This window comes from Amycolatopsis sp. NPDC023774, assembly GCF_040639695.1.
In the GTDB taxonomy this organism is placed as follows: domain Bacteria; phylum Actinomycetota; class Actinomycetes; order Mycobacteriales; family Pseudonocardiaceae; genus Amycolatopsis.
In genome coordinates, this window is the sequence record NZ_JBFAAJ010000003.1 from 432,406 (window position 1) to 453,113 (window position 20,708).

Sequence of the window (20,708 nt, forward strand, 5' to 3'; positions counted from 1 at the left end):
GTGTGCCCGTCCTTTCTTCAGCGAGCCGGGAACGTTTTGGAAACCCGGTGCGTTACCACAAGTGTCCAGCTAAGCCGGCTGGGTCGGCGGTCAGGGTTTCCACAGGGCCCGGCACCGAAGGCGCAGCACAGGCGAGACACGTTCAGCCCGTGACCGGGGAGGCAGAGAATGTCAGTCCAGACTCTCGAACGCGAAGCGCGCGGGATTCGCGAGCGTGGGATTCCAGCGCAGCAGAACGAGGAACCCGTGAGTGTGGGGACGCTCACGGACGCCGACCTCGACGCCCAGAGCCCGGCCGCCGACTTGGTGCGCGTGTACTTGAACGGCATCGGCAAGACCGCGCTGCTCACCGCGGCGGACGAGGTCGAGCTGGCCAAGCGCATCGAGGCGGGCGTGTTCGCGCAGCACATGCTCGACACAGCCGAAGATCTCACGGCCAAGCGCCGCACCGAGCTCACCGCGCTGGTGCGCGATGGGCACGTGGCGAAGAACCACCTGCTGGAGGCCAACCTCCGCCTCGTGGTTTCGCTCGCGAAGCGCTACACCGGCCGGGGCATGCCGCTGCTCGACCTGATCCAGGAGGGGAACCTGGGCCTGATTCGCGCGGTGGAGAAGTTCGATTACTCCAAGGGGTTCAAGTTCTCGACCTACGCCACGTGGTGGATCCGCCAGGCCATCACCAGGGGGATGGCCGACCAGGGTCGCACCATCCGGCTGCCGGTCCACCTCGTGGAGCAGGTCAACAAGCTCGCCCGCATCCGCCGCGACCTGCACCAGCAGCTCGGCCGTGACGCGACGCACGAGGAGCTGGCCGCCGAGTCGGGCATCCCGGTCCACAAGATCTCGGACCTGCTCGACCAGTCGCGCGACCCGGTGAGCCTCGACATGCCCGTCGGCGCCGAGGAAGACGCCCCGCTGGGCGACTTCATCGAGGACTCGGAAGCGACCGATGCCGAGAGCGCCGTCATCTCCGGCCTCCTGCAGGACGACCTGCGCCGCGTCCTCGCGACGCTCGACGACCGCGAGCAGCACGTCATCCGCCTGCGCTACGGCCTCGACGACGGCCAGCCCCGCACGCTGGACCAGATCGGCAAGCACTTCGGCCTCTCGCGCGAGCGCGTGCGTCAGATCGAGCGTGAGGTCATGGCGAAGCTTCGCCACGGCGAGCGCGCCGACCGGCTCCGTGCATACGCCTCGTAAGCCTGAGTAGTCCCGAAGACCCCGTGGCCCCCGGTCCACGGGGTCTTCGGCGTTTCCGGGCGGATTGCCGCGCCAGAAAGCGAACGATCACCGGCGTTTGAGCCTGTTGGTGAGTGGGTAGCAAGCAGTGGGCAATACCCGTTCGGCCGCGTTGACTTATGACCTACGTCACGAGACTGTCGTGCCAGGCGAACGGAACGCCAGGTTGAGCCACGCGGTACGGGTGTTCACATCCGGCCGCTTTCCCCGGGAGGTCGGGTCCGTCGGGGTGGGCCCGGCCTCCCGAACCAAACTCCGGGAGCCGCGCGAACGACCGTGGGACAGCGCGTTGAGTGCCCTGCAACACAGTCGCCGCGCGGGTGTGCGGCGAGCCTGACACCGCTGAGTACCGTGGTCGGATCCCGATCAGGGCAAAGGAGCCTGGCTGTGCCGTCCACCACGTTTCAGCACACCGAAGTCCTGCCGCTGGGCAAGGACACCACCACCGAGTACCGGCTGGTCACGGCCGACGGCGTCGAAACCGTCGAAGCGGCCGGCCGGAAGTTCCTGAAGGTCGATCCCGCGGCGCTGACCACGCTCGCGCGCACGGCCATCACCGACATCCAGCACCTGTTGCGTACGTCACATCTGCAGCAGCTGCGGGCCATCGTCGACGATCCCGAGGCGAGCGGCAATGACCGGTTCGTCGCGATGGACTTGCTGCGCAACGCGGCCATCTCGGCCGGCGGCGTGCTGCCGATGTGCCAGGACACCGGCACGGCCATCGTCATCGGCAAGCGCTCCGAGGGCGTGCTGACCGGCGGTGACGACGAGCGGGCCTTGTCGGAGGGCATCTTCGACGCCTATCAACAGCTGAACCTGCGCTACTCGCAGATGGCGCCCACCAGCTTCTGGGACGAGCGCAACACCGGCACCAACCTGCCGGCGCAGGTCGAGCTCTATCACAAGGACAACACAGCCGGGGAGCCGTCAGATCCTTCTTACGAGTTCCTGTTCATGGCCAAGGGCGGCGGGAGCGCGAACAAGACGTTCCTGTACCAGGAGACCAAAGCGGTGCTGAACCCCAAGCGGCTCGCCCGGTTCCTGGACGAGAAGCTGCGCAGCCTCGGCACCGCGGCGTGCCCGCCGTACCACCTGGCGATCGTCGTCGGCGGCATGTCGGCGGAGTTCAACCTGAAGGTCGCGAAGCTCGCTTCTGCGCGCTACCTCGACACGCTGCCGACCGAGGGTTCCGAGCTGGGCCACGCGTTCCGCGACCCGGGCCTCGAGCAGCAGGTGCTGGAGATGACGCGCCAGTTCGGCATCGGCGCGCAGTTCGGCGGCAAGTACTTCTGCCACGACGTGCGCGTGATCCGCCTGCCTCGCCACGGCGCGAGCTGCCCGGTCGGCATCGCCGTGTCGTGCTCGGCCGACCGCCAGGCCAAGGCCAAGATCACGGCCGACGGCGTGTTCATCGAGCAGCTCGAACGCGACCCTGCGCGCTTCCTGCCGGACGTGACCGAGGACGACCTGTCCGACGAAGTCGTGAGCGTGGACCTCAACCGCCCCATGGCCGAGATTCGCGCACAGCTTTCGCAGCTTCCGGTGAAGACGCGCCTGTCGCTGTCGGGGCCGCTGGTCGTCGCGCGCGACATCGCGCACGCGAAGATCGCCGAACGTCTCGACGCCGGCGAGGAAATGCCGCAGTACCTCAAGGACCACCCGGTGTACTACGCCGGTCCTGCGAAGACGCCCGACGGCTACGCGTCCGGTTCGTTCGGCCCCACCACAGCCGGGCGCATGGACTCCTACGTCGAGCAGTTCCAGGCCGCGGGCGGCTCGATGGTGATGCTCGCGAAGGGCAACCGCTCCAAGCAGGTCACCGCCGCGTGCCAGAACCACGGCGGCTTCTACCTCGGCTCGATCGGCGGCCCGGCCGCGCGGCTGGCCAAGGACTGCATCAAGAAGGTGGACGTGCTGGAGTACCCCGAGCTCGGCATGGAAGCCGTGTGGAAGATCGAGGTCGAGGACTTTCCCGCCTTCATCGTCATCGACGACAAGGGCAACGACTTCTTCGCCGCCACCAGCGAACCGGTGCTGCAGATCAGCTTCCGCTGACTCCAGGCCACCCCACCCCAATGTGGCGTTGGTTGCGTTGAGCGCACCGAACGCCACATTGGGGTGGTCGGGTCAGTCGTCGGTGATCTGGGCGGTCAGGCGGTCCAGCTCGACCAGCTCCTCGGACGTCAGCGCGAGCATCGACTTCGGCGGCTCCCCCAGAATGCGCTCGGCTCGGGCAGCCGTCACCGCGCCTTCGGCCGTGACGGTGACGACGCGGCTGCGCCGGTCCTCCGGGTGCGGCTCGCGCAACACCAGGCCTCGGCGGACGAGCTCGTCCACGACGTGCGTGGTGTAGGGCCGGTCGGTGTTCAGCTGCTCGGTGAGCTCGCTCATCGTCAGCGGCCGCGCCGCGACCCGGCGCAGGGCTTTGATCTTGATGAAGCTCATGCCGAGCGCTTCGCAGACCTCACGCTTGCGTTCGTGGCGGTCGAGCACCAGCGCGCGCATCCGGGCCCACACCCGAGTGGCGACCTCGGTGTCGGAGGCGGTGCCCATGTCAGGCCCGGACCAGTCCCGGGTCGGTTTCCTCTTCGACGCCCACACGCCGCGCCGTGGCATACGCCCAGCGTGTGGTGGTCACCAGCCCCAGCACGAGCACCAGCAGCCCGCAGCCGCCGATGATCCACCAGCCGGCGTGGCTGGCGGCCGCGAGGCCACCGGCGAACGGGCCGTGCACCCGCGCCGTGACCACCGCGCCGATCACCGCCACGCCGAGTGATGTGCCGACCTGGCGGCTCGTCGACGCGATCGCCGCGGCCACGCCCGCCTGCGCCCGCGGCATCCCGGACACTGCCGCGTAGGTTATGGGGGCGTTGACCAGGCCGAAGCCGACGCCGAACACGACGTAGGCGATGATCAGCCGCCAAAGCGGAGTGGTCGAAGACAGATCAAGCATGAGCAGCGCGCCGATCACGGTGCCGATGCCCGCGCCCACCAGCGGCAGCCGCGCGCCGCGGGTGCCCACGAGCCGGCCGGCGATGGGCGCGCAGATCGCGCACATGATGGCCATCGGCAGCGTCAGCAGGCCCGCGTGCAGCGCGCTGTAGCCGCGGGTGTCCTGCAGGTAGAGCGAGTTGAGGAAGAGGAACCCGGCCATCGCCGCGATGCCGGACACCGCCGTGAGCGTGGCGCCGGAGAACGGCGCGCTGCGGAAGAACCGCGGCTCCAGCAACGGGTCTCGCCGCCTTCGTTCGTACGGCACGAACACGGCCAGCGAGACCAAGGCGAGCACGAACGCGACGAGGATCTGCGGCGAGCCGTACCCGGCGTCGCGGCCCTCGATGATGCCGTAGGTCAGCCCGGCGAGGAACACGATCACCAGCAGCTGGCCCACCGGGTCGATCCGGCGCGGCCGCGGCGCGCGCGACTCCGGCACGAACACCGCGGTGAGCACGACCGCAGCGATGACGACCGGCACGTTGATCCAGAAGATCGAGCGCCAACCGGCCGCGCCGACGAGGAGTCCGCCCAGCACCGGGCCCACGGCCATGGACAACCCCATCGTGGCGCCCCACATGCCGATCGCGCGCCCGCGCTCCTTCGGATCGGTGAACGTGTTCGTGACGATCGACATCGCCACCGGGTTGAGCATCGACCCGCCGACGGCCTGGAGTGCGCGGAACGCGATGAGCAGGCCAACGCTGGGCGCGAGACCGCACAGCAGCGAGCCGACGCCGAAGAGCACCAGGCCCGTCTGGAACGTCCGCCGCCTCCCGAGCCGGTCGGCCGTCGAGCCCGAGAGCATGAGCAGGCTCGCGAGCACGAGCGTGTAGGCGTCGATCGTCCACTGCAGGCTCGACACGGACGCGCCCAGGTCGTGCTGGATGGAGGGCAGCGCCAGGTTCACGATCGTGTTGTCGAGCCCGACGATGAACAGGCTCATGCAGCAGACAGCCAGCACGATCTGGCGCCGCCGACGGCTGAGCTCCGGCACGGTACCCCTCGAGATAGTTGTAGAATCCTAACATTTAGCACACTACAACTAACTGTCCGCGCCTACCGCCGAACGCGGTACAGCTCACGCCGCATCCCGGTCAGCCTGGGAACATCTTCGTAAGCCGGGCGAGGGTCTTCTCGATGCCGGCAGCGTTGCGCTTGGGGAAGCCCATCAGCTCGATCGCCAGCGGCGAGGCCGCGGTCGAGTAGTCGAACGTCTCGGTCACCGTGGTCTTGCCCTCGCCGGCGGGCTCCAGCAGCCAGCGCCAGCGGTGGCCCACGAAGTGGCGCCACGCGATGAGCCGGTTCTCCTGGAACTCCACCACCGTGTTGCTGATCCGGTACGGCGCGCCCAGCTTCATGTCCATCCCGAACTTCGCGCCGAGCGAGAGCCGGGAAGGGGCGCCGTCACGGCCGCGGCGGACCGTGCCGGACCCGTCGATCAGCGGGTGGTTGGCGGGATCGGCGAGCAGGTCGAACAGCTGCTCGGGTGACGCGGCGACGACCGCGGTGCGCGAGATCTGGCGGGTGCCCATGCCCGGTGAGCCTAGGGCTCCGCCGATGCGCCCACGATTCGAGCGGCAGCCGCCCCTAGGGAGATCACCCGGGTACCACGGGGGCGGGTGGCACCCGGGTGACCGTCCGGCCGGTGCCGGGGCGCTCGGGCAGCTGGCCCCCCGAACGAGCCGCGCGACGCCGGCCTGGCGAAGCCGTCACCGAGGCGGCGACTGCTTCAGGACCACCGTCCGCTCGCCGAGCGGCGCGGCGAGCGCGACGGAGATGTAGGGGTACCGCAGGTCCATCGTGCACATCTGGCCGGTCTGCGCCTTGGTCTCGCTCAGGTCCAGCACCACGTGCTGCGCGGTCTGCTCGATCGCCTCGCCGAGGGCGTGGCCGCAGCCGCCCTCCTCGGCGCGGACGTTGATGATCGTGCCGCCGTTGGCCGTGTAGACCTCGTGCGGGAAGCCGGGCGGCAGCGCCTTCGCGTCGACCTTGTCCGCGGGGACCGGCGTGCTGCCGGCCGGCACCTCGAACCGGGGTTTGCCCGGCGGGTTGGGCGGGGGCTTCGGCACCGACGACGGCGAGGTCGAGATACTGCCGCTCGGCGCCACGGAGTCGCCTCCGGACGCGGGGTTCGTGGCCATGGTCCCTTGGGCGCCGCAGGCTGTCACCGTGGCGAGGATCAGGCCCGTGCCGACCAGCTTCGTCAAGTACCTCATGAGCCAAGGACGGACCGGGGGCCGCGTCCGGTTGCATCCGCTCACGGACCGGGGCGCAGGACCAGCTTCCGGCCGCCGAGCGGCTCGGCCAGCGGCACGGGCAGCGACACCTCGCGCACGTGCATGGGGCACATCTGGCCGTGGGGTGCCTTGGTGACGGTGACGATCACAACGGCCTGCTGCGCGGTCTGCTCCCCCGCCGCGGCCATGATGTGGTCGCAGCCGGCCTCGTCGGCGTGGATCACGACGACCTTGCCGCCCTGCGCGAGTGTCACGTCGTGGGGATAGCCGCCGGGCAGCGCCGACGCGTCGAGCTGGCCGGGGGCCGGTGCCGTGTCGCCGGGCGGTGTGCCCTGCGTCGGACGGCTCTGCGGCGGGCCGGACGGCGACGGCAGGGGCATCGGTGGGGGCGGTGTGGGGGAAGACGGCACCGAGGACGTCGTCGGAGAAGGCGACGAGCTCGCCGCGCCCGGTCCCGCCGGCGCGGCCCCTCCGCCGCCGCACGCCGCGGCCGAAAGCAGCAGAACGCTCACACCCAGGACTTTCACCGTTGTCCGCATACCGTGCGGACGGAATCCGGGCCGGGGCGGTTGCACGGGCCGGCCGGAAACCTCGGAGACTTCAGTCCAGCACGTCCGGCAGGTCGCGCACGGAGTCCAGCACGTGCGTCGCCCCGGCCTCGGTGAGCTCGGCGCGCGTGCCGGCTCCGGTCAGCACCCCGGCCACCACGCGCGCACCCGCGGACAACCCGGTGCGCACGTCCGACGGCGTGTCCCCGGCGACGGCGACGTTGCGCACGTCGGTGACGCCCAGGCGCAGCACGGCCGTGAGGACGAGGTCGGGGTACGGGCGGCCGCGCACGCCCTCGCTCGGGGTGAGCGTGAGGTCGGCGAGCTCGCGCAGCCCAGCGCCTCGATGATCGCCTGCTGCGTGACGGCCGCGAAGCCGGTCGTCAGCGCGACCTTCACGCCGCCGTGGCGCAGACCGCGGATCACGTCCTCCGCGCCGGGCACCGGCTTGCACTCCCCCGCCGCGACGAGGCCGGCGTAGGCGCGTTCGAACTCGGCGTTGGCGCGCTGGGCGAGGTCCTCGGCCGGCAGCAGGGCGCGGAAGACGGCAATCTTCGACTGGTCCATGGTGGCGTTCACGTGCGCGAGCATCGCCGGGAACCGTTCGTCCACTTTAGACACCCCGGCGCTGCCGACGGCGGCGGTGAAGGCGCGCACCACGAGACCGTCGTCGACGACGGTGGTGCCGACGAGGTCCAGCACCACGAGCTCGGTCGTCACAGGCCCAGCTCCCGCGCGGTGTCCTCGGCGATCGCCGGCGAGCACGTCATGCCGCGCCCGCCGGTTCCGGTGACCAGGAAAGCATTGTCCGCCAGGCGCTGCCGGTACACGATCGCGGCCGGGTCGAGGGCCTGGGCGTACACGCCGGCCCAGCGTCGGCGGATGCGCGGCAACGGCCGGCCCAGCAGCGCGCCGGCGACCTCGGCGAGGTGCTCGTACGGGTCTTCGATGACGTCGAAGCCGAAGGGCTGGTCGTACTCGTGCGTGTCGCCGATGGTGAGCGAGCCGTCGAGGCGCTGGACCATGAGCAGCTGCATCGCGTGGGCGGCGGCGACGTCGCCCTGGGGCTGGGTGCGGCCGAGCTCGGCGAGCGCGGCGCCGCGGAAGGCCGGGTAGTAGCGGAAGCTGTCGGCGTCGGCGACGCTCGTGGTCAGCGTCTCGCCGAGGGGTTCGGTCTGCGCCATCTGCAGCCGCACGCGGCGGACGGGGACCTCGTCCGCGAGCTCGCGGACGAGGCCGCCGAGCCACGCACCGGTGCAGAAGATCGTGACGTCGCCTTCGTGGTGGTCGCCGCGGTCGTCGGTGACGCCGGTGCCGGTCAGCGTGCGGACTTCGCGGCTGGGCAGCCAGGTGTAGCGGCCGGTCTTCCGCAACGCGTCGCGCAGGGCGGGCTGGGCGGTGCGGGGTTCGACGGCCGCGTCGCGCTCGCACCACAGGGCGGCCGTGAAGTCGCCGCGCAGAGCCGGATTCAGCCGGCGGGCCTCGGCCGGGGTGAGGAGCTTGAAACCGCGCTCGGCCGCGTCGGCCTTCGTGGTCGCGGCGTCGGCGACGGCGCGCTCGGCTTCGGTGCGCAGGACCGTGAGCGAACCGTTGGCCCGGAAACCCAGCGCCGGCGTCTGCTCGGCGATCGTCTGCCACAGCTCGCGGGCGCGCAACGCCGTGGTGAGCTCCGGGCCGCCCGCCCGGCCGCTGCCCCAGACGAGGCCGAAATTGCGCACGGACGCGCCGCGGGCTTCGGGCTCGCGTTCGAGGTGGACGACGTCGTGACCGCGGTGGCTCACCTGCCACGCGTGCATCGTGCCGAGGACGCCGCCACCGACGATGAGGATTCGCACGAGGGCCACGGTCGTTCAGTGGCGGGAATGGAAAGTTTCGCGGTGGGGAACGGAGAGTGAAGACGTGCGGTGGAGTGGCTCGGGGTTGTTCCCGTCAGAGGCGCCCACTGGCGACGAACACCGCGACGGCGAGGATCACGGCGTTGACCGTGACGTTGCGCCACTCGGCGGCCTTGTGCTGGACGATCGCGAGGCGCGCGTGCATGGCCATGGCGCCGATCATCACCACGACCAGGCCGACGGCGGCCCAGCCCGCGAGGCTCGGCGCGACGCCCGTGAGTGGGGGCAGGATGAGGCCGGCCACGGCGATGAGCTCGCAGATCGCGGTGAACCGCACCACCGGCAGCGGGTAGGCGGCGGCGCCGGTCTGGCCCGTTTCGAGCATGCGCTCGCGCGACATCGTGGACTTGAGCGAACCGGACAGGGCGAAGAGCAGGGCGAGGACGATCTGTCCGGCCCAGAGTGCGGCGTTCACGGGATCTCCCTTCGAATGGCGGTCGCGGAGGGAACGAGCGAGCGCGGCGTGGTGTGACAGACGGGATCTGTCGACCCCTTCCGGCCGTCCGCTGTGGTGGGCGGTCGCTGCCCGCCACCGGTGAACGGAACCCACGACGTCGCTCGCCCGCCGGCGGGGGCGGACCGACGCCGTGTTCCTCGGGCTCGGGTCGATGGGCGGCACGGGCGTGTTCGCGGCATCGCGCCCGCGGCCGGCGCCACTGGGCGGGGTTGCTGCCCGCGCTGGGGACCGCGGCGGTGGTGGCGTTCCGCAACGCGACGTCGTCGGCTCGGCCGGCGGCGCGGCACCCGGAGTCTGGCGGCACCTGCGGGTACGGGCGGGCGCGGCTCGGCGGGTTCTGCTGGTACCTCGGCGGCTGGGGGCTCGCCACTGGCAAGACGGCGAGCTGCGCGGCGATGACGCTGACCGTCGTCGCGTACGCGGCCCCCGGCGTGGGACGGCCGTGACGTGCGGTCATCGCCCGGGGTCATGGCGGCCGTGACGGGGTCAACTGCCTCGGGGTGCATGGGTCGGCGCCCGCGACGCGGGCGGTCGTCGTGGTCAGGCTGGTGGTGCTGGCGGCGGCGGTCGCGAGTGCGCCGTCGGGCGGGTTCGTGGCCGGGCCGGTCGCGCCGTTCGACGGTGGCGGGGTGCTGACGGCGGCGGGGCTGCTGTACTTCGCGTTCGCTGGGGTACGCGTAGCTGGTGACGCTCGGGGAGGAAGTACGGACGCCACGCGGACCATTCCGCGGGCGATCCCGATCGCCCTCGGCTGACGCTGGTGGTCTACGCCGTCGTCGCCCTCGCGCTGCTGCTCACCCACGGGCCACAGCGGCTGGCGGCGAGCGCGGGGGCGGCGGCGCCATGGCGCTCGCCGATCGTGCGGGCCAGTGCTGCGCCGGCGTCGCCGGGCTCGTGGCCGGCGCTGGTGCCCTGCGTCGCCGCACTCGTGGCCGGCGCCGGTGCCCTGCGTCGCCGGGCTTGTGGCCGGCGCCGGTGCCCTGCGTCGCCGGGTTCGTGGCCGGCGCTGGTGCCCTGCGTCTCGCGCACGACGCCGGCGATGGCCCGCGACGGGTACCTGCCGCGTGTTCTCGCCGTGGTGCACCTGCGGTTCGAGTTGCCACAGCGGGCGGAACTGGCGGGTGTCGGTGGTGGCCGTGCTCACCACGACGGTGGATCTCCGTGGGGCGATCGCGTTTTCGTCGTTCGCGGTGCCGGCCTACTACGCGATCGCCGACACCGCGGCCGTGCCGCTGCGGGCCGACGCGAACCCCGCGCCGCGGGTCGTCGCGGTGCCGGGACTCGCGGGGTGTGCGGTGCTGGCGTTCAGCCTGCCGTGACCGTCGGCGGTGGCGGGGTGCGCGGCGCTGGCGCTCGGGGCGACGGCCAACCTCGTGCGGCGGCCGAACGTCCGGCACTGAAACGGTTCTGTGACGCGAGGGGACCGCTCGCCCGAAAGATCCGAAGAAAGTCGGTTGTCCGGTTGCCCCGGGTTTGGTGTAGTCGAGTCATCACTCCCCGTATCCCCGTCCCTTGTGGACACCGGAAGAACGGATCCCCCATGACCTTCAAGAGACGGTTCACCCTGCTCGGAAAAGCTCTCGTCGGCGTCACGGCGCTGGCCGCCGCGGTCGGGCTCGCGACCCCCGCCGTGGCCGGCCCGCCGCCGTCGACGAACGGGACCCAGGTGGTGGGTGGCAGCCGGGCAGCGCAAGGTGAGTTTCCTTGGATGGTAAGGCTTTCCATGGGCTGCGGCGGCGCGCTGTACACACCGCAGATCGTGCTCACCGCCGCCCACTGCGTCACGCGCACCGGCTCGAACACCTCGATCACGGCAACGCTCGGCGTCGTCGACCTGCAGAGCTCCAGCGCGAAAAAGGTGCGCTCCAGCTACGTCTACCGCTCCACCACGTACGACACGACCGGCGGTGACTGGGCGCTGATCAAGCTCGCGAGCCCCGTCTCCGGCGTCCCGACGCTTCCGCTCGCCTCCAGCACTTCCCTCAACACCGGCACGTTCACCGTCGCGGGCTGGGGCGCCGCGACCGAGGGCGGCGCGCAGCAGCGTTACCTGCTGAAGGCCCAGGTGCCGTTCGTCAGCGACTCGACGTGCAAGGCCCAGGGCGGCGACTACTCCGGTCTCATCGCGGGTGCGGAAATCTGTGCGGGCAACGTCTCGGCGGGTGGCTTCGACACCTGCCAGGGCGACTCCGGCGGCCCGATGTTCCGCCGCGACACGGCCGGCGAGTGGGTGCAGGTCGGCATCACGAGCTGGGGCACCGGCTGCGCCCGCGCCCACGCGCCAGGCGTGTACACCGAGGTGACGAGCTTCGCGAGCGCGATCGCTTCAGCGGCCTCGAAGATCTGACCCGGCTGCCGGAGAATGGCGTGGCGCCGGTGCGCCACGCCATTCTCCGGCTCCATTCGAGACCGACCGGTTCAGCGGGTCTTGTCCAGCCGTGCCAACGCTTCCTCGCAGCCGCTCACCAGCTCCCCCATCACCCGGCCACCGGCCGGACGCGGTTCATCCGGCCGACGAGTTGGCCCACCGGCATCGACACCACGGCCGGGTCGTCCGCGGCGTGGAGGCGGTTGTGGGCGTGGGAGACCAGGAGGTTCTGCAGCGGTTCGGGCGCGTCGGGAGCGGCCCAGGCGTCCGTCCAGCGCGTTTGAGCAGGCGGGCGGGTTTGCCGGTGGATGCGGACGGTCTCGGCCGAAGTCGCGTTGACCAGCGCCGTCTGCATCGCGCCGAGCCCGGCATTGTCCGGCGGTACTCCTCGGTGGCGAGCCAGAACGATCCCTCCACACGCCCGACGTGCGGAGCGTCAGCGCGGCCGCGACCTGCCGGCCGGAGGCGATGCCGCCGGCCGCGAGCACCGGGACCCGTGCGCCGACGGCGTCGACGATCTGCGGCACCAGCACCATCGACGCGATCGCGCCGGTGTGGCCGCCGGCCCGATACCCTTGTGCCACCACGAGATCCACGCCGCGCGCGACGTGGCGGGCCGCGTGCTCGCCGTTGCCCGCGAGCGCCGCCACGGGCACACCGGCGGCGTGCGTGCGGTCGATCACGTCTTCGGGCTGCGAGCCCAGCGCGTTGGCGATGAAGCTGATGCGTGCTCCGTCGCGACGTCCACAGGGGACCGCGCGACGGAGTGCAGCCAGCCGAGCACACCGGCGCGTTTGTGGTGTCGTCGGGCAGCGGGGGCAATGGCGAGATCACGCAGCACTTTGTCGACAAAGGACCGGTGGGTGTCGCGGATGAGCTTGGTGAGATCGGCCTGGTGCCCTCGGCGGGGTTCTTCGCGGGCCTCACGATGTCTACGTCGTAAGGCTTTCCACCGGTGTTCTCGTCCAGCCAGGACAGGACGGCGTCGAGCCCGGCAGCGTCGTTGACCCGCACCCAGCCGAGCACGCCGAGGCCGCCCGCGCGGCTGATCGCGGCGGCGACGTGCTCCGACGGCGCGACGCCGACGATCGGCAGGTCGATGCCGAACCGGTCGCAGCGGGAACTCCGCATGCGCGCTCCTGAGCGGGTTCGTGTTCGGCGGCGTAGCGCTGGGCCCACGGGCAGTCGGGTTTGCCGGTGGGCGAACGGCCGATCTCGTCAGCGAGCCACACCGTGCGCGGCACCCTGTAGCCGGTGATCTCCGTGCGCACGTGTGCCTCGATCGTCGCGAGGCCGGGCGCCACCCCAGGCCGCGGCTGCACGACGGCGGCCGCGCGCTGGCCGAGGTGCTCGTCGGGCACGCCGATCACGAGCGCGTCGAAACGTCGGGGTGGGATTCAAGACGCCCCCGACCTCTTCGGGGTACACCCTCTCACCGCCCGTGTTCACGCATTGCGAGCCGCGCCCGAGGAGGGTGACGGTGCCGTCGTCCTCGTAGCGGGCGTAGTCGCCGGGCACGACGTAGCGCACGGCGTCGACGCCGGCGAAGATTCGCCGCGTGGGTCCACGCCACGGCGATGCGCACGGAGCCCACCACGTTCGCCGGCCGCGACCAGGTGAACCCGCAGGCCGGCCGTGATGCAGCGGCGGCGCTCTGGCACGAGGCAGGGATCACCGAACACTGTCCGAAGTGGACGCCACCGAGATTTACTTGCCGTTCTCGTGGTTCGAGCCGATGTGACTGGAGAACCTCGGGTCCGTGCCGGAGGCGAGTGCTGGAAGGTGACCGAGACGGGCGACACGGCGCTCTGCGGCCGGCTGCCGGTGGCCCGATTCAGGCGTGGTGCCGTCGTCGAACCCGATCGGCGCGTCGGGGATGCTGCGGTTCTCCGAGGCGGCCGAGCAGGAGATGGGCCGCGCGGGCGGCTACCAGGTCGACGCCGCGCGCGTGGTGCTCGGCCACGCGTATGGCGGCGGCTCGCAGTACTTCAGCATATGGGTGGTGGTCTCGGCCAAGCCCGGTTCATGACCGGCTCATGACCGGCTCATGACCGCCGGCGGCGGCGCAGCGCGAACAGCGTGCCCAGCGCCCCGAGCACCGCGCCGAGCGCGAGGGGACCGGCGGTGTGCTGGCGCGGCGCGATGACCGGCCGCAGCTGCGTGGGCGACGGCGGCGGGACGGGTTTCCGCGGCGCGTCTCGAGCCGTGGCCGTCCAGGCCGTGATGTACACGAGCATGCGCGCGATCAGGGAGATGAAGAACAGCAGACCGATCACGGACCCGAACGCGACGCCGGAGGGCGACGCGCTGATCAAGTTCAAGTAGATGCCGCCTGCCTGCTTGAGCAGTTCGAAGCCCAGCGCCGCCGCCACCGCACCGCGCATCGCGCTGCGCCAGCCGACGCGTTCGCGCGGCAGCCGCGTGAGCACCCACAGGAACACCAGCCAGTCGGCCAGCAGCGCGAGCGGCACCGACGTCGCCGAGAGCACCGAGTGGCCCCAGCTGGTGTCGTCGACGCCCACGAGTTTCAGCAGGTAGTGGCCCACGGCGGTGCCCGACACCGTGATGCCGAACGACACCAGGAGCGCGGCCGCGAGCCCCAGCAGCGCGAGCACATCCATGAGAATCGTGCGCAGCAGCGGTTCGTCGGAGCGGTTCTGGCCGTACATGGCGGTGAGCGCATCGCGCAGGGAGTTCATCCAGTTCCACCCGGAGTACAGCCCGACGACTAGACCCGCGACTCCCACGCCGGTGCGTTGCTCCACGAACCCGGTCAGCAGATCCGACGCCTTCTCGCCGAGCGAGCCGGGCAACGTGCCGGAGATGGCGTGCAGCATCTGGTCGAGCAGGTGCGGCTGTGTGGCCAGGACGAACCCCGCGGCCGACGACGCCAGCATCAGGATCGGCACCAGCGAGAGCAGGCTGAAGTACGTGATCGAGGCGACGTAGTGGTAGCCCCCGTACTCGAGGTACCGGTTGGTCGCCAGCGCGAGGTGGTCGAGCCAGCGGTACCGGGCACGCGCGCGGGCCCACCGGCTCGGCCCGGGCAGTTGAGGGTTCACGGTCACTGTCTACCCAGCGGGGGCCGGGTTTGTCGCACCGGACACACCGTTCAGGCCAGGACCACGGGTTTGTCGTGATCGTCAGGCGGTGGCGCGGCGTCGGTGGTCGCGAAGACCGTGGCGCCGAGGAAGTCGAGCTCGCAGCCGAGCGGGGTGAGGAATCCGGTGTCCGCGGCGTCGCGACCGGTGGCGATGCGGAGCATCACCGGGCGCGGGGCGAGGCGGGTCGCGTCGAACACGAGCCAGCGCCCGGCGACGCCGGCCTCGAACACGGCGTGGAAGTCCATGGGTTTCAGGCCGGGCGCGTAGACGGTGGTGAAGCGCGCGGGGATGCCCGCGGACCGGCAGAGGGCGATGCAGGCGTGGGCGAAGTCGCGGCAACCGCCTTCGCCGGCCTTCAAAGTGGCGGAGGCGTCCCGTCCTTCCGGAGTGGCGGGGACGTAGCTCAGCCGGCCGTGGACGTGGTCGGCGATGGCGCGCACGCGGGAGCGGTCGTCACCGTGTCCCCGTTTCAGGGCGGCCATGCGGTCGGACGGACAGAAGCGGCTCGGGCGGGTGTAGCGCGCGAGGTCGGCGAGCGTGACGGGCTCGGCGAAGGCGCGGCAGAGCGTGCGTTCGCCGTGGTAGGTCACGCGGTGCTCGCCGGCGGGGAGGTCGTACACCTCGGCGCGCGTGCCGTGGTCGAGTTCGGCGATGCGGGGGGCTCCGGCGGCGGAGACGGAGAGCTCGTCGGTGTCGGCGTGGACGGCGGCGACCGAGATCGCGGCGAGCCCGGGCTTCGTCACCCGGACGCCGAACTCGACGTCGACCGTCACGCGTTGCGCCACCAGACCATCATGCCGGTTTCGGGCGGATCGAGCCTGCTTACGCGTACCGGACCTGGTAGTGCTTGATGCCGTTGAGCCAGCCGGAGCGCAGGCGCTGCGGGGGCGCGACTTCGGCGATGCCCGGCATGACGTCGGCGATCGCGGAGAAGATGAGGTCGATCTCGAGGCGGGCGAGGTTGGCGCCGAGGCAGTAGTGCGAGCCGGTGCCACCGAAGCCGACGTGGGGGTTGTCCGCACGGAAGACGTCGAAGCGCTCGGGCTGGTCGAACACGTCGGGGTCGAAGTTGGCGGAGCTGTAGAACATGCCGACACGGTCGCCGCGGCGGATGTGCGCGCCGCCGAGCTCGGTGTCGCGCGTGGCGGTGCGCTGGAACGCGACCACGGGCGTCGCCCAGCGGACGATCTCGTCGGGCGCGGTCTTGGGTTTTTCCTCGCGGTAGCGCGCCCACTGGTCGGGGTGGTCGAGGAAGGCCTTCATGCCGTGGGTGATGGCGTTGCGCGTGGTCTCGTTGCCCGCGACGGCCAGCAGGATCACGAAGAAGCCGAACTCGTCGGAGCCGAGCGCTTCACCGTCGACGTCGGCCTGCACGAGCTTGGTGACGATGTCGTCGACCGGGCAGCGGCGGCGCTCCTCGGCCATGGTCCAGGCGTAGCCGGCGAGCTCGGCGCTCGCGGTGTGGGGTTCGAGCTCGTACTCGGGGTCGTCGTAGGCCACCATCTGGTTGGACCAGTCGAAGATCTTCATGCGGTCCTCCTGCGGTACGCCGATGAGCTCGGCGATGGCCTGCAGGGGCAGCTCGCACGCGACGTCGGTGACGAAGTCGCCTTCGCCCTTGCTGCGTGCCTCAGCGACGATGCTCTCGGCACGTTCGCGCAGGGTGTCCTCGAACTTGGCGATGGACTGCGGTGTGAAGCCTTTCGCGACGATGCGGCGCAGCTTCGTGTGCTGCGGGGCGTCCATGTTGAGCAGCACGAGGCGGTTGGCGTCGAGGTTCTCCGGCGTCATCCGGTCGTCGAAGCGGATGATGGCGGTCTTCTCCCACGACGAGTACAGCTGGCTGTCGCGCGAGACCTCCTTGACGTCGGCGTGGCGCGTGACGACCCAGTAGCCGTCGTCGCCGAAGCCGGCGGTGTTGCGGCGCTGCGGGTTCCACCACACGGGCGCCGTGCGCCGGAGCTCGGCGAACTCCTCCAGCGGCAGGCGGTTCGCGTAGAGGTCCGGATCCGTGAAGTCGAAACCGGCGGGCAAAAGCGGAGCGGCCACGGCTGCCTCCTGCGCGGGATCGGCGGTGATTCGAAATTGCAACACGTTCTATGGTTCATTGGAGCATACGGTGTTAACTCACGGAACCCCGCTTCGTGATACCCGTTTACTTTACCGATTCTGCACTGGTGAACGAGCGCTCAGTCGGCAGAGATCAAGATTGTTCGACAACTGGGAGTTCTTGAGTATAACTAGAACGTGTTCTCATTTTGCACGAGTGAACACTGTTAGCTCTCCCGGGCGAGCCGGTGCTCGTGGCGGCGGTGCCCACGTCGGCAAACGCGGCGGCTGGCTCTCGGGAGTGCACGCCGCCGAGCTGCTGGGCACGGCGCACCGGGAGCTGATCGACCGCAGTGGTCGAGCAGGTCATCGGCGGCGCCGTGTCCCAGGCCGGCGACATCACCCGCACGGCCTGGCTCGACGCCGGCCTGCCGAGCCGAACACCGGCACCACCACCATCGACGCACAGTGCGGCTCGGCTCAGCAGGCCACGCACCTGATCGCGGCGGGCGCGATTGCGGCGGGGTGGAGTCGATGCGCAGGGCGCCGCCGGGGTCGAACCGGGGGGGGCGGCGTGCTGGGTAGGCAGGGCGGGTCACGCGGGTCGGGACACGCGGCGCGACCGGTTCTGGCTGCTCGACCGGGATCGGCGGGATCGGCCGAGCTGGCAGCTCGACCGGGTCGGGCGAGTCGCGCGGATCGGCCGGGCCCGGCGGCTCGGCAGGACCTCGCGGCGCCGCAGGGTCTGGCAACTCGGCGGAATCGGCCAGGCCCGGCGGTACGGCAGAACCTGGCCGCTCAACGAGATCGGCCAGGCCCGGCGGCTCGGCAGAACCGCGGCGCTGCTTCGCTGCAGAAAGCCGCGGCCGCGTGGGCGGCCGGTCGGTTCGACCGGGAGCTCGTCCCGGTGAGAGCCCCCGACCCGGTCACCGGAGAATCCCGTTCGGTCATCCGGGATCAGGGTCTTCGAGTGGCCACTGTGGACGGTCTCGCCGCGTTGAATCCCGTGCTGCCCGACGGCCTCCACACCGCCGGCACGTCGTCCCAGATCTCCGACGGCGCGGCCGCGCTCCTGCTCATGGATGCCACACTCCCCCGGCCTGCGCCCCCGCGCGCGCATCCTGGCCCAGGCCCTGATCGGCGCCGAACCGTATTACCGCCTCGATGGCCCCATCCAGGCCACCGAACGCGTTCTGGCCCCGGCCGGCATCACCGTCGACGACCAGGACCTGTTCGAAGTCAACGAAGCGTTCGCCTCAGCCGGCCTTTCCTGCCAGCACATCCACCGCCCGGACCCAGCCGCGTGAACGTCAACGGCGGCGCCAGCGCCCTCGGCCGCCCCGTCGGAAGCACCGGCGCCCGACTCCTCACCACGGCGCAGCAGGAGCTCGAACGCCGCGACCGCGCTCATCACCATGTGCGCAGGCGGCGCCATGTCGACGGCCGCGAACGTCGGACGTATCTGAAACCCGGCGCCGATCGGCTTACGCTGAAGCGATGAAACTGACCGCAACCGTGCTCGGCGCGCCCGACCCGCGGGCGCTGGCGAAGTTCTACCAAGCGCTGCTGGGATGGCCCCTCGGCGCGGACGAGGCGGACTGGGTCACGCTGCGGCCGCCCGGGGGTGGGCCCGGGCTGTCGTTCCAGCTGGAACGCGAACTGGTGCCGCCGAAGTGGCCGCAGGAGCCGGGGTACCAGCAGATGATGCTGCACCTGGACATCGAAGTCGACGATCTCGCGCAGGCCGGCGCGAAAGCCGTCGCGGCCGGGGCACGGCTCGCGCAGTTCCAGCCGCAGGAGCACGTCCGCGTGTACCTCGATCCGGCGGGGCACCCGTTCTGCCTGTGGGTCCGGCCCTGAGCCGGCTCACGACAGCGGCACGGCGACGACTCCGGGTGGCATCCGCCCCGGCTCACGGCGCCACACCGCAGCGAAGGCGTGGGCGAGCCGCTTCGGAACTTCGACCTGCGCGCCGCCTTCGTGGAAGTCGACGGTCACCAACGTCGCCTCGACCTCCCAGGGCACGCGGCGCAGCAGCTTCGCGTAGTCCGCGCTCGCGGAGACGAACCCGAGGACCCGCCGGGCACCGATGCGCTGCACCTCGTACTGGATCGCGGCCTCGAGCGTCCCGGGCGGCCAGTCGCGCAAGCGGAGTTTCCGGTCGTAGAACGCGATCGGCTCGGCCGCCCTCGCGACGCCGTAGCCGCCGCTGAGGATGAGCAGCCGTCCGGACGCCGCGGCGTCGGGCAGCGCGTCGCCGACGTGCCGGTAGAAGTGGCCGTTGTAGCGCTGCCACGCCGGGAGCCACGTCCGGTCGTCGACAGCGGACCGGGGCAGGAGTTCCTCACGCACCCGCAGCAGCACCTCAGGCCAGTCCGCACGAGCCGCCGGGCGGGGACTGCCACCGGTGACCTTGGCCTTCGACGGTCCGATGATCAGCAGCGTGCCGGGCTCGTCGACCAGGTCCTCCACCAGACGCATGCCCGCATTCAACCACCCGGCCCAGCGCCGTCACCGCACGCGTGATCCACCGGCCGGGCAGGCCGAAACCGGCGGTACCCCGAAGCCGCCGGCAGACGCTCGCCCTCACGCAGAAGGGAACCGATCAGGCCCGGCATCGCCACGGCCACTCGACCCCGCAACGGAAACCCGATCAACCTCGACGGCACCCCGGACCACCGAGGGCCGCTCGGCCTCACACAGCTAACGCCTTGAGAGACCGGAACGCATCCCGGCACCGCCCACCCCGGCCGCCGCCGCACCAGCCCACGCACAACCCGCACCACTCAACCCAGCACTGCGCACCCCACCAGTCCGTCGTCCGACACACCCCAACCCACCCCGACACCACCCACCCCCGGCCGCCGCGGCACCAGCCCACGCACAACCCGCACCACTCAACCCAGCACTGTGCGCTCCACTGGTCCGTTGTCCGGGCGAGCGAAACGCACCCAAGCACCCCCCTCGTGCCAGGACTCCGCGAACAGCGTGTTGTCCGCGACCCACGTGTAGACCGCTTCGTGGATGTCCAGTTCGAAGAGGTGGCTGCCGGAGTCGGCGCGGGCGTCGGTGATTTCCCGGGCCACGCCGGCGAGTTTGGCGTCGCCCGGGCCGTTTTCTTCGATGCCCGGGTAGGCGTGGAGGGCGAAGCGGCCGTCGTGCTGGATGTCGCGGGCTTTGCGGGCACCGAGCATCGATCCGATGTACAGAGAGCCGTCGTCGCGGAAGGAGACTTCGGAGCCGCTCACGCGGGGTGAGCCGTCGCGGCGCAGGGTGGCCAGGACGTGGGACTCGCCGCTGAGGAAGCGTTCGTGGATGCGCTCGGCCAGCGAGGGAGCGGCCGCCGCGAAAGTCTGCCAGGTGGTCATGCGGACGAGTCAAGCACGCGCCACCGACAAAACGAGCTCAAGCGCCGGACACCGGTTCAGAGGAAGTCGCGGAAGCCGGCAACGAAGCCACCACCGGGCCCAGCTCGGCCGGTTCCCATCGGGCACCCTTGTCGCACGCCGGGCCGTGGCGCCAGCCGCCCGCGAGGGACACGTGGCCACCGTCCACTTCGAACGCCCGTCCGGTGACGCGGCCGGTTTCCTTCGTGGTGACGGAGAACGGTCCCCCAGAACATCTCCGCCATCGGCCCGCACGCGAAGCCCGCAAAGCAGCTTCTCGGCGTACTCGGCGAGACCGGCAACACCGTGCACCACCGCACGAGCGACTGGATACCGCGCCACAGCCGGCGGGTGTTCGTCGACCGCGTCGACGTGGTGTCGGGGGTCGGCCAAATGCGGGCGGGTTCCCTTGCCGTACCAGGACG

Annotated in this window: 20 protein-coding genes and 6 pseudogenes; 9 read left to right on the top strand and 17 right to left on the bottom strand. The window is 71.1% G+C overall.

Annotation, left to right across the window (positions count from 1 at the left end; translation table 11 throughout):
* Nucleotides 1–168: 168 nt before the first annotated feature.
* Both AB0F91_RS11570 and AB0F91_RS11575 read left to right on the top strand, forming a co-directional pair.
* On the top strand, nt 169–1,200 hold the full coding sequence (locus AB0F91_RS11570) for a sigma-70 family RNA polymerase sigma factor (protein WP_360596902.1): 1,032 nt from the start codon (nt 169–171) through the stop codon (nt 1,198–1,200).
* A 426-nt stretch (nt 1,201–1,626) separates the two neighbouring features.
* Nucleotides 1,627–3,297, top strand: coding sequence for a fumarate hydratase (locus AB0F91_RS11575; RefSeq protein ID WP_360596904.1), 1,671 nt, complete (start codon nt 1,627–1,629; stop codon nt 3,295–3,297).
* 72 nt (nt 3,298–3,369) lie between these two features.
* Here AB0F91_RS11575 and AB0F91_RS11580 read toward each other — a convergent pair whose 3' ends face one another.
* From AB0F91_RS11580 to AB0F91_RS11615, 8 genes and pseudogenes are all read right to left on the bottom strand, one after another.
* Nucleotides 3,370–3,795: a MarR family transcriptional regulator gene (locus AB0F91_RS11580; RefSeq protein ID WP_360596906.1), complete on the bottom strand. Its 426-nt coding sequence runs from the start codon at nt 3,793–3,795 to the stop codon at nt 3,370–3,372.
* A 1-nt stretch (nt 3,796) separates the two neighbouring features.
* Nucleotides 3,797–5,233, bottom strand: coding sequence for an MFS transporter (locus AB0F91_RS11585; RefSeq protein WP_360596907.1), 1,437 nt, complete (start codon nt 5,231–5,233; stop codon nt 3,797–3,799).
* A 100-nt stretch (nt 5,234–5,333) separates the two neighbouring features.
* Nucleotides 5,334–5,771, bottom strand: a complete 438-nt coding sequence (locus AB0F91_RS11590; protein WP_360596909.1) for an SRPBCC family protein — start codon at nt 5,769–5,771, stop codon at nt 5,334–5,336.
* 177 nt (nt 5,772–5,948) lie between these two features.
* Nucleotides 5,949–6,455: a hypothetical protein gene (locus AB0F91_RS11595; protein WP_360596911.1), complete on the bottom strand. Its 507-nt coding sequence runs from the start codon at nt 6,453–6,455 to the stop codon at nt 5,949–5,951.
* A gap of 41 nt (nt 6,456–6,496) precedes the next feature.
* Complete coding sequence (locus AB0F91_RS11600; RefSeq protein ID WP_360596912.1) at nt 6,497–6,988, bottom strand: hypothetical protein; 492 nt, start codon at nt 6,986–6,988, stop codon at nt 6,497–6,499.
* 88 nt (nt 6,989–7,076) lie between these two features.
* Nucleotides 7,077–7,744 (bottom strand): annotated as a pseudogene (locus tag AB0F91_RS11605) (phosphonatase-like hydrolase).
* The gene (locus AB0F91_RS11610) at nt 7,741–8,859 is read right to left on the bottom strand and encodes a TIGR03364 family FAD-dependent oxidoreductase (RefSeq protein WP_360596914.1); all 1,119 of its coding nucleotides are present in this window, start codon (nt 8,857–8,859) and stop codon (nt 7,741–7,743) included. Before AB0F91_RS11610 ends, AB0F91_RS11605 begins: the two are co-directional and overlap by 4 nt.
* 94 nt (nt 8,860–8,953) lie before the next feature.
* On the bottom strand, nt 8,954–9,334 hold the full coding sequence (locus AB0F91_RS11615; RefSeq protein WP_360596916.1) for a DoxX family protein: 381 nt from the start codon (nt 9,332–9,334) through the stop codon (nt 8,954–8,956).
* A gap of 251 nt (nt 9,335–9,585) precedes the next feature.
* Here AB0F91_RS11615 and AB0F91_RS11620 point away from each other — a divergent pair, with 251 nt between their 5' ends.
* Both AB0F91_RS11620 and AB0F91_RS11625 read left to right on the top strand, forming a co-directional pair.
* Nucleotides 9,586–9,822 carry a hypothetical protein gene (locus AB0F91_RS11620; protein ID WP_360596918.1) on the top strand — a complete coding sequence of 79 codons (237 nt, stop codon included), beginning with the start codon at nt 9,586–9,588 and terminating at the stop codon, nt 9,820–9,822.
* Between the two features lie 90 nt (nt 9,823–9,912).
* Nucleotides 9,913–10,131: a hypothetical protein gene (locus AB0F91_RS11625; RefSeq protein WP_360596920.1), complete on the top strand. Its 219-nt coding sequence runs from the start codon at nt 9,913–9,915 to the stop codon at nt 10,129–10,131.
* 10 nt (nt 10,132–10,141) lie between these two features.
* Here AB0F91_RS11625 and AB0F91_RS11630 read toward each other — a convergent pair whose 3' ends face one another.
* Entirely contained in the window at nt 10,142–10,405 is a 264-nt protein-coding gene (locus AB0F91_RS11630) for a hypothetical protein (RefSeq protein WP_360596922.1), read from the bottom strand.
* Between the two features lie 92 nt (nt 10,406–10,497).
* Between AB0F91_RS11630 and AB0F91_RS11635 the strand changes: the two genes are divergently transcribed.
* Nucleotides 10,498–10,695 (top strand): hypothetical protein, encoded by a 198-nt coding sequence (locus AB0F91_RS11635; protein ID WP_360596924.1) that lies wholly within the window; start codon nt 10,498–10,500, stop codon nt 10,693–10,695.
* 221 nt (nt 10,696–10,916) lie between these two features.
* On the top strand, nt 10,917–11,723 hold the full coding sequence (locus AB0F91_RS11640; RefSeq protein ID WP_360596926.1) for a serine protease: 807 nt from the start codon (nt 10,917–10,919) through the stop codon (nt 11,721–11,723).
* Nucleotides 11,724–11,794: 71 nt separating this feature from the next.
* Here the strand turns inward: AB0F91_RS11640 and AB0F91_RS11645 are convergent.
* A pseudogene (locus AB0F91_RS11645) lies at nt 11,795–12,875 on the bottom strand (nitronate monooxygenase).
* Nucleotides 12,876–12,994: 119 nt separating this feature from the next.
* A pseudogene (locus AB0F91_RS11650) lies at nt 12,995–13,114 on the bottom strand (hypothetical protein); the annotation flags it as partial.
* A gap of 183 nt (nt 13,115–13,297) precedes the next feature.
* Between AB0F91_RS11650 and AB0F91_RS11655 the strand changes: the two are divergent.
* Nucleotides 13,298–13,773 (top strand): annotated as a pseudogene (locus AB0F91_RS11655) (thiolase domain-containing protein); the annotation flags it as partial.
* A 16-nt stretch (nt 13,774–13,789) separates the two neighbouring features.
* Here the strand turns inward: AB0F91_RS11655 and AB0F91_RS11660 are convergent.
* The 3 genes from AB0F91_RS11660 to AB0F91_RS11670 are packed head-to-tail and all read right to left on the bottom strand — an operon-like array spanning nt 13,790 to nt 16,897.
* Complete coding sequence (locus tag AB0F91_RS11660; RefSeq protein WP_360596927.1) at nt 13,790–14,812, bottom strand: YhjD/YihY/BrkB family envelope integrity protein; 1,023 nt, start codon at nt 14,810–14,812, stop codon at nt 13,790–13,792.
* A 44-nt stretch (nt 14,813–14,856) separates the two neighbouring features.
* Entirely contained in the window at nt 14,857–15,633 is a 777-nt protein-coding gene (locus tag AB0F91_RS11665) for a transglutaminase-like domain-containing protein (RefSeq protein WP_360596928.1), read from the bottom strand.
* Nucleotides 15,634–15,670: 37 nt separating this feature from the next.
* Nucleotides 15,671–16,897 (bottom strand): cytochrome P450, encoded by a 1,227-nt coding sequence (locus AB0F91_RS11670; RefSeq protein ID WP_360596929.1) that lies wholly within the window; start codon nt 16,895–16,897, stop codon nt 15,671–15,673.
* 224 nt (nt 16,898–17,121) lie between these two features.
* Between AB0F91_RS11670 and AB0F91_RS11675 the strand changes: the two are divergent.
* Both AB0F91_RS11675 and AB0F91_RS11680 read left to right on the top strand, forming a co-directional pair.
* Nucleotides 17,122–18,363: pseudogene (locus AB0F91_RS11675) on the top strand (steroid 3-ketoacyl-CoA thiolase).
* Nucleotides 18,364–18,394: 31 nt separating this feature from the next.
* On the top strand, nt 18,395–18,757 hold the full coding sequence (locus AB0F91_RS11680) for a VOC family protein (protein ID WP_360596931.1): 363 nt from the start codon (nt 18,395–18,397) through the stop codon (nt 18,755–18,757).
* Nucleotides 18,758–18,763: 6 nt separating this feature from the next.
* Here AB0F91_RS11680 and AB0F91_RS11685 read toward each other — a convergent pair whose 3' ends face one another.
* The 3 genes and pseudogenes from AB0F91_RS11685 to AB0F91_RS11695 all read right to left on the bottom strand — a co-directional run.
* The gene (locus AB0F91_RS11685) at nt 18,764–19,378 is read right to left on the bottom strand and encodes a hypothetical protein (RefSeq protein WP_360596932.1); all 615 of its coding nucleotides are present in this window, start codon (nt 19,376–19,378) and stop codon (nt 18,764–18,766) included.
* 416 nt (nt 19,379–19,794) lie between these two features.
* Nucleotides 19,795–20,265, bottom strand: coding sequence for a pyridoxamine 5'-phosphate oxidase family protein (locus AB0F91_RS11690; RefSeq protein WP_360596934.1), 471 nt, complete (start codon nt 20,263–20,265; stop codon nt 19,795–19,797).
* 37 nt (nt 20,266–20,302) lie between these two features.
* Nucleotides 20,303–20,491: pseudogene (locus tag AB0F91_RS11695) on the bottom strand (short-chain dehydrogenase); the annotation flags it as partial.
* Nucleotides 20,492–20,708: the final 217 nt, after the last annotated feature.

Coding starts and splice junctions, on each gene's coding strand:
- AB0F91_RS11685 (WP_360596932.1), bottom strand. CDS start 19,378: ATGCGTCTGGTGGAGGACCTGGTCGACGAGCCCGGCACGCTGCTGATC.
- AB0F91_RS11590 (WP_360596909.1), bottom strand. CDS start 5,771: ATGGGCACCCGCCAGATCTCGCGCACCGCGGTCGTCGCCGCGTCACCC.
- AB0F91_RS11690 (WP_360596934.1), bottom strand. CDS start 20,265: ATGACCACCTGGCAGACTTTCGCGGCGGCCGCTCCCTCGCTGGCCGAG.
- AB0F91_RS11595 (WP_360596911.1), bottom strand. CDS start 6,455: ATGAGGTACTTGACGAAGCTGGTCGGCACGGGCCTGATCCTCGCCACG.
- AB0F91_RS11640 (WP_360596926.1), top strand. CDS start 10,917: ATGACCTTCAAGAGACGGTTCACCCTGCTCGGAAAAGCTCTCGTCGGC.
- AB0F91_RS11680 (WP_360596931.1), top strand. CDS start 18,395: ATGAAACTGACCGCAACCGTGCTCGGCGCGCCCGACCCGCGGGCGCTG.
- AB0F91_RS11570 (WP_360596902.1), top strand. CDS start 169: ATGTCAGTCCAGACTCTCGAACGCGAAGCGCGCGGGATTCGCGAGCGT.
- AB0F91_RS11580 (WP_360596906.1), bottom strand. CDS start 3,795: ATGGGCACCGCCTCCGACACCGAGGTCGCCACTCGGGTGTGGGCCCGG.